The sequence below is a fragment of the Rhodococcus sp. NPDC003382 genome, from assembly GCF_053589135.1.
The window spans coordinates 329313-341368 of record NZ_JBSFRH010000001.1; the positions used below are offsets into that span (position 1 = coordinate 329313).

At 70.7% G+C, this 12056-nt stretch carries 14 protein-coding genes and 1 other RNA gene; 7 read left to right on the forward strand and 8 right to left on the reverse strand.

Annotated elements, in window-relative coordinates; genetic code table 11:
- Positions 1–2: 2 nt before the first annotated feature.
- The gene (locus ACWDUD_RS01740; protein WP_197250978.1) at positions 3–470 is read right to left on the reverse strand and encodes a low molecular weight protein-tyrosine-phosphatase; all 468 of its coding nucleotides are present in this window, start codon (positions 468–470) and stop codon (positions 3–5) included.
- Complete coding sequence (locus tag ACWDUD_RS01745) at positions 460–1158, reverse strand: HAD hydrolase-like protein (RefSeq protein WP_450108126.1); 699 nt, start codon at positions 1156–1158, stop codon at positions 460–462. The genes ACWDUD_RS01740 and ACWDUD_RS01745 overlap by 11 nt, the downstream gene beginning before the upstream one ends.
- Before the next feature lie 94 nt (positions 1159–1252).
- Here ACWDUD_RS01745 and ACWDUD_RS01750 point away from each other — a divergent pair, with 94 nt between their 5' ends.
- The 3 genes from ACWDUD_RS01750 (at position 1253) to ACWDUD_RS01760 (ending at position 4330) form a co-directional block, all read left to right on the forward strand.
- On the forward strand, positions 1253–2386 hold the full coding sequence (locus ACWDUD_RS01750) for a Nif3-like dinuclear metal center hexameric protein (RefSeq protein WP_197251016.1): 1134 nt from the start codon (positions 1253–1255) through the stop codon (positions 2384–2386).
- A gap of 85 nt (positions 2387–2471) precedes the next feature.
- Entirely contained in the window at positions 2472–3206 is a 735-nt protein-coding gene (locus ACWDUD_RS01755) for a zinc ribbon domain-containing protein (RefSeq protein WP_197250980.1), read from the forward strand.
- Positions 3167–4330, forward strand: coding sequence for a bifunctional RNase H/acid phosphatase (locus ACWDUD_RS01760; RefSeq protein ID WP_248675310.1), 1164 nt, complete (start codon positions 3167–3169; stop codon positions 4328–4330). Before ACWDUD_RS01755 ends, ACWDUD_RS01760 begins: the two co-directional genes overlap by 40 nt.
- Before the next feature lie 45 nt (positions 4331–4375).
- Here the strand turns inward: ACWDUD_RS01760 and ACWDUD_RS01765 are convergent, their stop codons facing one another.
- The 4 genes from ACWDUD_RS01765 to ACWDUD_RS01780 form a co-directional block, all read right to left on the reverse strand.
- Positions 4376–5647, reverse strand: coding sequence for a lipase family protein (locus ACWDUD_RS01765; RefSeq protein ID WP_248675309.1), 1272 nt, complete (start codon positions 5645–5647; stop codon positions 4376–4378).
- Positions 5648–5679: 32 nt separating this feature from the next.
- Complete coding sequence (locus ACWDUD_RS01770; protein ID WP_197250982.1) at positions 5680–6090, reverse strand: DUF427 domain-containing protein; 411 nt, start codon at positions 6088–6090, stop codon at positions 5680–5682.
- A 43-nt stretch (positions 6091–6133) separates the two neighbouring features.
- On the reverse strand, positions 6134–6964 hold the full coding sequence (locus tag ACWDUD_RS01775) for an acyl-CoA thioesterase (protein WP_197251017.1): 831 nt from the start codon (positions 6962–6964) through the stop codon (positions 6134–6136).
- Positions 6965–7074: 110 nt separating this feature from the next.
- The gene (locus ACWDUD_RS01780) at positions 7075–7596 is read right to left on the reverse strand and encodes a DUF1697 domain-containing protein (protein ID WP_197250983.1); all 522 of its coding nucleotides are present in this window, start codon (positions 7594–7596) and stop codon (positions 7075–7077) included.
- Between the two features lie 57 nt (positions 7597–7653).
- Here ACWDUD_RS01780 and rnpB point away from each other — a divergent pair.
- From rnpB to ACWDUD_RS01800, 4 genes are all read left to right on the forward strand, one after another.
- Positions 7654–8076, forward strand: an RNA gene (rnpB, locus tag ACWDUD_RS01785) — RNase P RNA component class A.
- Positions 8077–8321: 245 nt separating this feature from the next.
- Complete coding sequence (locus ACWDUD_RS01790) at positions 8322–8501, forward strand: hypothetical protein (RefSeq protein ID WP_197250984.1); 180 nt, start codon at positions 8322–8324, stop codon at positions 8499–8501.
- Between the two features lie 16 nt (positions 8502–8517).
- The gene (locus ACWDUD_RS01795) at positions 8518–9930 is read left to right on the forward strand and encodes an RNB domain-containing ribonuclease (protein WP_197250985.1); all 1413 of its coding nucleotides are present in this window, start codon (positions 8518–8520) and stop codon (positions 9928–9930) included.
- A 16-nt stretch (positions 9931–9946) separates the two neighbouring features.
- Positions 9947–10567 carry a CHAP domain-containing protein gene (locus ACWDUD_RS01800; RefSeq protein ID WP_450108127.1) on the forward strand — a complete coding sequence of 207 codons (621 nt, stop codon included), beginning with the start codon at positions 9947–9949 and terminating at the stop codon, positions 10565–10567.
- 16 nt (positions 10568–10583) lie between these two features.
- Here ACWDUD_RS01800 and pip read toward each other — a convergent pair whose 3' ends face one another.
- Positions 10584–11546, reverse strand: coding sequence for a prolyl aminopeptidase (pip, locus tag ACWDUD_RS01805; protein WP_450108128.1), 963 nt, complete (start codon positions 11544–11546; stop codon positions 10584–10586).
- Positions 11546–11974, reverse strand: coding sequence for a hypothetical protein (locus ACWDUD_RS01810; RefSeq protein WP_197250988.1), 429 nt, complete (start codon positions 11972–11974; stop codon positions 11546–11548). Before ACWDUD_RS01810 ends, pip begins: the two co-directional genes overlap by 1 nt.
- Between the last annotated feature and the right edge of the window lie 82 nt (positions 11975–12056).

Sequence of the window (12056 nt, forward strand, 5' to 3'; positions counted from 1 at the left end):
CCTCACCGTTCCCGCACCCATGCGAGCAGCCCCGGAATCGCCGCCTCGATCTGCTCGCGCACCAGCTCGAACTCCGGCAGACCGCCGTAGTAGGGGTCCGGTACCGAATCGGTGTCGGCGTCCGGATCGAAGCTGCGGAGCAGGGCACGGCGCTCGGTGGGCACCCCCAGATGCGCGAGTGCGCGGTCGTGCCCGGTGGCCAGGGCCACCACGAGGTCGGCTTCGAGATGCTCGGCGCCGAGCTGCGCAGCCTGGTGACCCGTCGGGTAGCCGTGGCGTTGCAGCACCGCGTTGGTGCGCGGATCGGCCTCGGCGCCGATGTGCCAGCCGTGCGTGCCGGCGCTGCTCACCCGCACCCGTCCGTCGAGCCCCTCCTTCTGCAGATGGTGGGCGAAGATCTTCTCGGCCATCGGGGACCGGCAGATGTTGCCGGTGCACACGAACGTCACATGCAGAGCGTCAGCACTCACCGGTGAGGATCCTCCCCAGTTCGGCGACGCTGCCGACGGCCGTGTGCGCTTGTTCGGATTCGTCGGCGGCGCCGTAGCCGTACTCGACGAACACCGTCGGGATCCCGAACCGGCCGGCGCCGTGCACGTCGTGTTCGCGGTCGCCGACCATCACGACCCCGGCGGTGCCGCCGGCGTGGGCCTCGACCGGTTCGATGCCCAGTGCGGCGAGACTGTGCGCGACCACGTCGTCCTTTGCGCGGCGGCTGCCGTCGGGGCTGGCCCCGCCGATGAACTCGAACGCGTCCGCCACCCTGAAGTGCCGCAGGATCCGCTCGGCGAACACCTCGTTCTTCGACGTCGCGATCGCGAGCCGGCTCCCGGCGCCGCGCACCGCGTTCAGCATCGTCTCGACCCCGTCGAACAGGGCGTTCTCCGCCCAGCCGGTTGCCGCGTAGTACTCGCGGTAGGCGGCGGTGCCCCGATCCACCTGGTCGTCGTCGAGACCGAGCGCGCGCAGCGAATCGGTCATCGGCGGACCCAGCAGCCGCACGAGATTGCCGGTCGGTACCTCGACGCCGAGGGTCGCCAGCGCGTGCCGGAACCCGTTGATCACACCGGTCGCGGAATCGGTGAGGGTGCCGTCGAGATCGAACAGCACCACCGGCGACGGCAGCACCGGAGGGCGGGTGTCGACGAGGAGAGTCACCGGCCCATTGTCGCTGCTGCCCGCCGCGGGCGCCGCGTAGGGTCGTCTCGGAACGACGGACGACGGGCGAGGAGGGCACGTGTCGGCGGCGACTTTGCGTGAGGTGCGGCTGCGTGAGGTGATCGGGGTGCTGGAGGCGGCCTACCCGCCGTCGCTGGCCGAGTCGTGGGATTCGGTCGGCCTCGTCGCCGGTGACCCCGACGAACCGGCGAGCAAGGTGCTGCTGGCCGTCGACGCGACCGCCGCGGTCGTCGACGAAGCCCTCGCGTGGGGAGCGCAGCTGCTGCTTGTGCACCATCCGCTGCTGCTGCGCGGTGTCGACACCGTCGGTGCCCACACCCCGAAGGGCGCACTGATCCACAAGCTGATCCGCGGCGGCTGCGCCCTGTTCACCGCCCACACCAACGCGGACCGTGCCGACCCCGGCGTGTCCGACGCGCTCGCGCAGGCGCTCGGCCTGACCGGGCTGCGACCCCTGGAACCGAAGCCGGAACCGGCCACCGACAAGTGGGTGGTGATGGTTCCGTCCGAGGCCGCCGACACCGTGCGCGACGCCCTGTTCGCCGCGGGGGCGGGAGCGATCGGCAACTACCGGGAATGCTGCTGGACCGCCTCGGGCACCGGACAGTTCCGGCCGCTCACCGGCGCGGACCCGGCGATCGGCAGCGTCGGCGAACTCGAACGGGTCGCCGAGGATCGCATCGAGGTGATCGCGCCGCGCCGCGCCCGCTCGGCGGTCCTCGCCGCCCTGCGCTCGGCGCACCCCTACGAGGAACCCGCCTTCGACGTGTTCGAACTGGCCGAACTGCCCAGCTCCCGGGGCCTCGGCCGCGTCGGCGAACTATCCGAACCGCAGACCTTCCGCGCATTCACCGAGACGGTCGCGGCCGCGCTGCCCACCACCGAATGGGGTGTGCGCGGCGCCGGCGACCCGGACCGGCAGATCCGCACCGTGGCCGTGTGCGGCGGATCCGGCGACTCGTTCCTCGGGACCGTCGCGAAACTCGGCGTCGACGCCTACGTCACCGCCGATCTGCGGCACCACCCCGCCGACGAGCACCTGCGCGCCGGCGGCCCGGCGCTGGTCGACGTCGCGCACTGGGCCAGCGAATACCCGTGGTGCGAGCAGGCCCGCGGTGTACTCGATGCCGCGTTCGGGGATCGCCCGGGGTGGGCCGCGCGGGTCAGTGAGCTGCGCACCGACCCGTGGACGACCGCCGCCCGGTGACGCACCCGCGCGCGGTACCGTAATCAGCTACGACCGTCCCCTCCGAAGCCCCTACTCCGAGTTCTCGAAAGCAGGAACCACCCGCGTGAACGTCGAACCCGCCGTGCAGTCCAAGCTTCTGTCCCTCGCCGCCGTGGACGCCGAGCTGAACCGTCTCGCACACCGGCGTCGCACCCTGCCCGAGCAGCAGGAGGTCGAACGTCTCGAAGCCGAGCGCACCAGCCGCAAGGACGCGGCCGTCGCCGTCGAGATCGTCCTCGACGACCTCGACCGGGACATCCGTAAACTCGAGACCGAGGTCGATGCGGTCCGCCAGCGTGGTGATCGCGACCGCAAGCTCCTCGAGAGCGGAACGGTCGGCGCGAAGCAGCTCACCGAACTGCAGCACGAGCTGAGCAGCCTCGAACGTCGTCAGGCGGCACTCGAGGACGAACTCCTCGAGGTCATGGAACGGCGCGAGGCCACCAAGGCCGATCACGATCACGCGGGCGCGCAGGTCTCGAAGATCGACGAGGAGATCGCCGCGGCCGAGAGGCTGCGCGACGAAGCGCTCGCCGACATCGAGGTCGCCGAGCAGCGCTGCCGCACCGACCGTGCCACCCTCGTCGACTCGTTCCCCGCCGACCTCGTCGCCGCCTACGACAAGCAGCGCGAACGCGCCGGCATCGGCGCAGCGCTGCTGCAGGGCCGCCGCTGCGGCGCGTGCCGCCTCGAACTGGACCGCGGCGAGATCGCCCGGATCACCGCCGCGGCACCCGACGTGCTGGTGCGCTGCCCAGAATGCAACGCGATCCTGGTCCGCAAGGAAGCCGGGCAGTGACGACCGTCGTCGTCGAAGCCGACGGCGGCTCGCGCGGTAATCCGGGTCCGGCCGGCTACGGCGCGGTCGTGTTCGACGCCGACCGCCGCACGGTGCTGGCCGAACGCAGCGAGAGCATCGGCATCGCCACCAACAACGTCGCCGAGTACCGGGGACTGATCGCCGGTCTGACCGCGGCCCGTGAACTCGGCGCCGACGCCGTCGACGTGCGCATGGATTCGAAGCTCGTCGTCGAACAGATGTCGGGACGCTGGAAGATCAAGCACCCGGACATGATTCCGCTCGCTGCGCGGGCCCGGGAGCTCGCGGCCGGCTTCGACCGCGTCGACTTCACGTGGATCCCGCGCATGCAGAACGCGTACGCGGACCGGCTCGCCAACGAGGCGATGGACGCCGCGGCCGCCGGGGTGGTCGGAGCGGTCGACCCGGTGACGGTGGAGGCTCCCACGGCCGCACCGGCCGCGAACACCGCACCGGCCGAGAACACCGCACCCGGCTGGACCGGAGCGGTCGGCTCACCCACCCGGTTCCTGCTGCTGCGGCACGGCCAGACCCCGCTGTCGGTCGAACGGCGCTATTCCGGGCGGGGCAACCCGCAGCTCACCGATCTCGGTCGTGCGCAGGCCGAGGCTGCGGCGACCCGGATCGGGAAGCGGGGCGGCGTCGCGGCGATCGTCTCGTCGCCGCTGGACCGGGCACGCGCCACCGCCGCGGCGGCAGGCCGGGCCCTGGACCTGCCCGTGGCAGTGCACGACGGTCTCACCGAAACCGATTTCGGCGCCTGGGAGGGCCTGACGTTCCGCGAAGCCGCCGACCGGGACCCGGACCTGCACCGCGCGTGGCTCGGCGACACCTCCGTGCGGCCACCGCAGGGGGAGAGCTTCGACGAGGTCAACGCGCGCATCGCGAAGGTCCGCGACGAGCTGATCCGGGAATATCCGGGACAGACCGTGCTGCTGGTCTCGCACGTCACGCCGATCAAGACGATGCTGCAGTTCGCGCTCGACGCCGGGCCCTCGCTGCTCTACCGGCTGCACCTGGATCTGGCGTCGCTGTCGATCGCAGAGTTCTTCGCCGACGGCGGATCCTCGGTGCGGCTGGTCAACGACACCTCGCACCTGTGACGGTGCGGAGGTGACGTCGAACCGGTGGTGACGGGCGACTGAGACTCAGGCGCCGCAGTTGTTGCCGGTCGGTCCGCCGGCGAACTGCGCGTCGAGCCACTCCAGGCCTTGCGCGGCCGCGGGCAGCAACCCGACCCCGTGCCCGACGACGGTCTTCTCCAGGACCGGGGGTATGGGATACCGCTGATAGTCGACGGATACCCCTGCGGCGCACCATTTCCCGACCATCGTGTCGACGCCTGTCACGAGCACGAGATCGTCGGCGGCGTTCTGCCCGACGAACATCGGGACCGACGGAGGGGTGTTGCCCAGTTCCTGCCGTTTCACCGCGCTCGCCCACGGCTCCGCCGACAGATAGTCGGCGATGGGCCGCCCGTCGAGCGTGTACCGGGTGGTGGGCGCCAACGGATTCATCAGCGGGAAGTCGTACACGCAGGAGTCCGCGGCCCGGTCCAGGACCGCGCGACCCTCGGGATTGAACACCGCGAGCATCTCCTCGGCGTCGTCCGGGTAGGCCGCGACGAAGCCGTTGACGACCCAGCCGATCCCACCGGACAGGATGGAGCCGTCGCCGGCGACGGCGAGATCGGCCAGGGACGCGGGCGGGGATCCGGCGACCGCCCCGACCACCGGCAACTCGGGTGCGTAGCTGTCCTTCAATTCCGCGGCGGCCGCCGAGCTCATTCCGCCCTGCGAATATCCCCAGAACGCGAACCGGGTGTCCTCGGCGATGCCCAGCTCGGTCAGCGACCGTGCGGCCCGCGCCAGATCGAGCATCGCGTGACCCTGCGATTCCCGATTCAGGTACGGATGGATCCCCGGCGTGCCCAGACCCTCGTAGTCGGTGACGGCCACGGCGTAGCCGCGCGCGAGCAGCGGCGCGATCTGCAGGTACTCGTACTCCTGGCCGAAGACCATGAGCTTCGACGGCGCGCACTGGTCGCCCATGCCCTGCGTGCCCGGGCCGACGATCACCGTCGGGCGCGGTCCGGTCCCGGCCCACGGCAGGGTGGGGACCAGCACGGTGCCGGTGACCGCCACGGGGTCCCCGGCCGCGCCCACGCTCCGGTACATCACCCGGGTGACGGTGGCATCGATCGCGAGTGGGGTGCCGGGCACGATCGCCGCCACCGACGGCTCGACGCGCAGCACGTCCCCCGGGGAGCCCGCAGGCAGCGGATCGGGCGGCAGGTAGAAGTCGGTGTACTCGCCGGAGCGACCGGCCGGGTCGGCGGCGGCCACCGGCGCGGCGAGCGGCGCCGCGACGGTGATTCCCGCGACCGCGATCATCGCGAGATTCCTGAGCTTGCGGGGCATTCGGGTTCCTGTCTGTCTTCAGCGGTGCTGCCTCAGCGGCCGGAGACCGCGGGATGTGCCTGGTGCACGGACACGTCGACACGGTCCTGGTAGAACGCGACGTGCCCGCGCAGACGAGCGACCTGCTCGTACGGATCGTCGTAACTCCAGCACAGCGGTTCCCCGCCGTCGCCCTCGACGCTCCAGTAGGTGGCTTCCCCCTTGTACGGGCAGCGGGTCGACGGGGCGTCGGACGTTGCGAGATCGACGAGGACGTCGGCGCGGGGGAAGTAGAAGACCAGCCCGTGGTCCTGTTCGTCGACGAGCAGCGACCCGCTCGTCTCCGCGAGGCGCACGCCGTTCAGGGTTGCGCGCACCACGTTGCGGCGCGCGTGGATGTCGACGCGGTAGTCGGGCCGGGCCGCGAAGCCGGGGGAACGGGTGCTGTCGGTTCCTGTGCTCATGGGTGTCCTCGTTCGGATCGGTCGGGCACGGTTCGGGGTGTGCTCACAGCCGTGACGCGGCCGGAATCACCGCGTCCTCGGGCCGGATCGGCCGGATCATCGCCTCCTGCGTGAACGACGCGAGCAGGTCACCGGACTCGGTGTGCACCTGACCGCGCACGTACGACATGCCGGAGCCGACCTGCGTGCTCTCGTGCGAGTACAGCAGCCATCCGTCCCAGCGGACCGGTTCGTGGAAGGCGACCGTGACCGTCACGACCCCGGTCGAGATCGTCCGGTGCGCCTGGCTCGTGCCCACCCCCGCGTGCGCGCGCAGCGTCGCCGACACCGACAGGTGGTTCGTGAAGTGCGCGAGCAGCGCCTTGGCGAGGTCGGCGCGCTCGGGGACGGGGTCGTAGCGCAACCACGCGTGCAGTTCCGGGGGCCCGACCTCCTCCGGGCTGCGGACGTCCACCACGTCGACGACCCGCAGATCGCGGCCGGTCATGGGCATGTGTACCGGATGAGCGGTTTCGGGACCGGCGACCTGCGGCCGGGGAGCGTGGTGTCGGACGACGTCGCCGGTGGGCACGTCGGCGAGCACCGAGACCATCGCGTGCCGGCGGCCGTTCTGGCAGACGGCGACCTCCGCGTCGGCCATCGTGCGGCCCTCGTGCAGCACCTCGACCTCGAAGTCGACCGGAATCTCCGAGTCGACGGCGCGCACGAACACTGCCCGCGCGGACCGGATCTCCTTGTCGGGGAAACGCTTCGCGGTTGCGACGATCGCCTGGGCGAGCAACTGGGTTGCATCGGCGACGCGCCGGCCGCCGCCGTCGCTCTCACCGGTGAACCGATTCTCGCCGCTGGGTGTGACGTCGAAGATGCGGAGCATGCGCTCCACCGACGATCCCTCGACGGTCCTCACCGAATCCGGAGGTGTCGTCACGCCCGCCCCTTCGCCGAACCTCGTGAGAGCAGAGTTCTCCGAGGGCAGGAGCCGGATTACCCCTGCAACTTGCGGATCGTACGCATGTTCCGGGTCGTAGTCACGGACTTGTACCGGGCACGGCCCGCGACCTTCCCGAACGCACTGCTGAGTGTCGACCCCTTGACGACATGCCAGTAGACGACGCCCTCACCCGGCGCGACCTGCTCGATCTGCGGGTCCACGGCAATACCGAGCAATTCCTCGCGCACGACCGGGTCGGCCACGAAGACGACGTAGGTGTGCCAGCCGTCCCGGTTCTCCTCGAACGGGCAGGCATCGGCGAGACCGGCGAATCGGGCCTGCTCGAGCACGAACACGAACGCCTCGTAACCGAAGCGGGCACCCAGAGTCGCCTCGATCTCCGCCTTCAACGAGGCCGGGTCGGTCTTCTCCGAGCCGAACACGACGTTGCCGGAGGCGAGCACCGTACGCACGTCGCCGTAGCCGAGTCGGGTGAACACATCCTTCAGGTCGGCCATCTTGATGGTGATGCCGCCGACATTGATCCCTCGCAGCAGAGCCACGTAACGCGTCATGGACGGCACCGTAGTTCGCGTCACCGACAGGCGGGGCAGTATGGTGGTCGACGCGGACGAGTTGGCCGGGCGGCCGCGGATCGAGGAACCGGCACCGAATGGTGTCAGGCCCCGAGCCGAGGAAAGTCCGGACTCCACAGAGCAGGGCGGTTGCTAACGGCAACCCGAGGTGACTCGCGGGACAGTGCCACAGAAAACAGACCGCCTGCCCTTCGGGGCAGGTGAGGGTGAAACGGTGCGGTAAGAGCGCACCAGCACCCCGGGTGACCGGGGTGGCTCGGTAAACCCCGCCCGGAGCAAGGTCGAAGGCCGCACCACCACCCCCTCGGGGCGGCGGTGCGGCTGCGCAGGTGTTCGAGGGCTGCTCGCCCGAGCCTGCGGGTGGACCGCTCGAGGTACCCGGTGACGGTGTGCCCAGATGGATGGTCGCCACCCCGCCTCGGCGGGGGACAGGATCCGGCTTACAGGCCGACTCGTCCGCCCTTCACGGGCACCGCCGGGTGACCGGAGCGGGTCCGGTCAGAGCGGGCCGACCACCAGCAGCTGCGCCCAGTAGGTAGCCGCGTCGGCACCCAGGTAGGGCAGCAGGTTGTCGAAGATCAGGTAGGACATGTGGTTCTCCTCGGCTCTCGTATCGGGTTCGGGGGACCGGACGCGACGGTACCAGCCACGCCCGACCGGCGGGTTCGGCCCGTTCTCGCCCACCGTTGCGGCAGACTGTCGATATGAGTGACGACGGTTGGTACTACGACGTGAGCACCGGCAAGGTCTCCCAGGGCAAGGATCCCAACGCACTGAATCGGATGGGTCCCTATCCGGACCGAGCCACCGCCGAGCGCGCGCTCGAGATCGCGGCCGAACGCAACAAGGCCGCGGACGCCGCCGACGAAGAGTGGAACAACTGAGGAGCCTCACGCGCCCGTGGTGAACACACGCATTGTCGTCGCGCCCGCGATCGACTTCGGTGCCGTCCGCGCCGAATTCGCGCTCGACGACCGCTACCCCGCGTCCGCGATCGCGGAAGCGGAGAAGACCGTCGACCGTTTCGCGGCCGAGCGCGAGGACCGCACGGACCTGCCGCTCGTGACGATCGATCCGCCCGGGTCGATGGACCTCGATCAGGCGCTGCATCTCGAACGCACCGCCGACGGCGGGTTCGTCCTGCACTACGCGATCGCCGATGTGCACGCCGTCGTCGAACCGGGTGGTGCGATCGACAAGGAGAGCCACAAACGCGGCCAGACCTACTACCTGCCGGACGGTTCGGTCCCGCTGCATCCGCGGGAGCTGGCGGAGGGCTCGGCGAGTCTGCTGCCCGGTGAGATCCGGCCCGCGGCGCTGTGGCGGATGGAACTCGACGCGGCCGCCGAACCCGTCTCCGTGACGGTGAGGCGGGCGCTGGTGCGTTCGGCGGCGCGGTTGGACTACGCCGGGGTGCAGGCCGACGCGGTGGCCGGGACGCTGCATCCGTCGATCGCGGCGCTGCCCGAGTTCGGTCGCCTGCGTCAGGCCGCGGCGCGGGCGCGCGGCGCGATCGAGTTGCGGTTGCCGGAGCAGGACGTCGTCGCCGACGGTAAGGGCTGGACGCTGCAGATCGAACCGCGCACCGCGGCCGACGACTGGAACTCTCAGGTGTCGCTGCTGACCGGCATGTGCGCGGCGTCGATGATGATCGAGGCGAAGGTCGGGCTGCTGCGCACGCTGCCGCCCGCCGACCCGGAAGCGGTTGCCGCGTTGCGGCACACCGCCGCCGCGCTGAACGTTCCGTGGCCGGCGGAGGTGTCCGTCGGCAACTTCCTGGCGGGCCTGGACGCGAACCTGCCCACCACGCTGGTGCTCATGAGCGAGGCACCGGCACTGCTGCGCGGCGCATCGTATCGACCGCTCGACGGGTCGCTGCCGGATCTTCTCGTGCACGGCGCGATCGGCGCACCCTACGCGCACGTCACCGCGCCGCTGCGCCGGTTGTCGGACCGCTACGCCACCGAGGTGTGCCTGGCCGTCAGCGCGGGCGAGCCGGTGCCGCAGCAAATCCGGGACGAGCTGGCCGCGATGCCCGACATCATGTCGGCGTCGGATTCGATCGCCGGGAAGATCGCCCGCACCTGCATCGACCTGACCGAGGCGACGGTGCTGGCGCCGCGGGTGGGCGAACAGTTCGACGCGACCGTCATCCGGGGCGCGAACGGCCGGCGCGACGCGCAGGTGTTCGTCCCGTCCGAGACCGTCATCGCCCCGTGCAGCGGCGAGCCGGACGACGGCACCCACGTGCGGGTCACGCTCGACGTGGCCGACCCGGTGACGCGGAAGGTGCAGTTCGCGTACTCGAGGTGACGGTACCGTCGACGGCGTGACCGACACCCGATCCGACACCCCGACCGGTTCCGGCCGATCCCGGAACCGCCGTCTCGCCGCCGTTTTCGTCGCCGTCGTCGCGGTGCTCGCGGCCGCGGCCGGGTTCGTGCTGTGGCTCGCGCCGAGCCGCTATCTGCCGTGGGACACCGAACCGTTCCCGAAGATCGACACGACCGCGTTGTCGCCGCAGCAGGCCCGCGTCGTCGAGCTGCTCGAGCAGGAACACGACGCGCAGCGGCCCGGCACCTTCTATTCCGAGGGCGTGAAGGAACCGTGGTGCGCCGACTTCGTCAGCTGGATCATGCGCGAAGCCGGAATGCCGCTGTCCAACCCGAATTCGGGGCACTGGCGGATCCCCGGCGTGTACACGCTGCAGGAGTACTACGAGCAGGAGGGCCGATTCGTGCCCGCCGGCTCCGGCCGTGGTCCCGAGGTCGGTGACGTGGTGCTCTACGACAACACCAGCTGGGTCGGTCAGCACACCAACATCGTCGTCGCGGTCGACGGCACCACCGCGATCACGGTCGGCGGCAACGAGATGGGCCGGATCCGGGTGCACAGCCTGGACTGGGCATCGGACCCGGCCGTCGTCGGATTCGGTCTCCTCGCCGGCTGAGGAGACCGAACGGGGCTCACCGGAACCGGTCGGTGGCCTCGACGAGGTGGTGGGTGATGCCGGGCTCGTTCGCGGCGTGTCCGGCGTCGTCGACGATCTGCAGCGTCGACTCCGGCCACGCCCGGTGCAGTGCCCACGCGCTCGTCGCCGGGCACACCACGTCGTAGCGTCCCTGCACGATGACCCCGGGAATGCCGTTCAGCAGGTGCGCATCCCGCAGCAACTGACCCTCGTCGAGGAATCCGCGATGGCGGAAGTAGTGGTTCTCGATGCGGGCGAACGCCAACGCGAAACGCGGCTCCCCGGTTTCGGCGACGTGTTCCGGCCGCGGCAGCAGCGAACTCGTCGCGCCCTCCCAGGTCGACCACGCGACCGCCGCCTCGAGCGCGACCTCGGGATCGGGGGAGTGCAGCAGCCGATGGTAGGTGTCGACCGGATGCTCGCCGGGCTCCGCACCCGCCAGCGGGGCGCAGAACTTCTCCCACAGGTCCGGGAAGATCTGCCCGGCCCCGCCGTTGTAGTACCAGTCGATCTCGCTGCGCCGCAGCAGGAACACCCCGCGCAGGACGAGTTCGGTGACCCGGTCGGGATGTTTCTGCGCGTACGCCAGCGCGAGCGTCGATCCCCACGATCCGCCGAAGACCTGCCAGCGATCGATCCCGAGCCGGGTGCGCAGCAGTTCGATGTCCCCCAACAGATGGCCGGTGGTGTTCGTCGAGAGGTCCGCGCCGTCCGCCACGTGCGGAAGGGACCGGCCGCAGCCCCGCTGGTCGAACAGCACGATGCGGTATGCGCCGGGATCGAAGAACTGCCGATGCAGCGGGGACGTGCCGCCACCCGGGCCGCCGTGCAGGAACACCACGGGCTTGCCGTCCGGGTTTCCGCTGATCTCCCAGTACACCTGCTGGCCGTCGCCGACGTCGAGCATGCCCTGCTCGTACGGCTCGATCGGCGGATAGGGCTTGCGCAACTCGGTCATCAGTAACCCACGAGCGCCGACGCGAAGTCGGGGATCTCGAGCGCCCTCAGCGCCTCGTCGCGAACGTCCGGGCACTGCGCGGTGGTGATCTCGTCGATGCGGGCGCGGTCCCCGGCCAGGGCGATCAGATCGATGCCGTTGTTGGCGGCCCACTCGCCGACGAGCAGGTTCAGGCCGGGCTTGCTCATCGACGGGGTGTAGGTGCGCCAGCTCTGCAGCTCCCCCTCCATCCGGGTGCACAGATCCGCCGCCTGCGTCTCGGTGACCCCACCCGGCAGCGCCGCCGGGGCAGTGGTCTCGGCGGTCGGCGGCGCGGGGTTGGTCGAACCACTCGGCGCGGGTTCGGATCCCGGGGCGCAGGCACCGAGCACGGTGATCGTGGCAGCAGCGACGACGGCCGCGGTCAGCGTGCGTCGGAGTCCGGTCATGGAGTCACCTCGGAGGTCGAGCGGTCGATGTCGACACCGAGTCTGCCACCCGCGGACCGCACGACGGCGGTGCCGTTCGTCA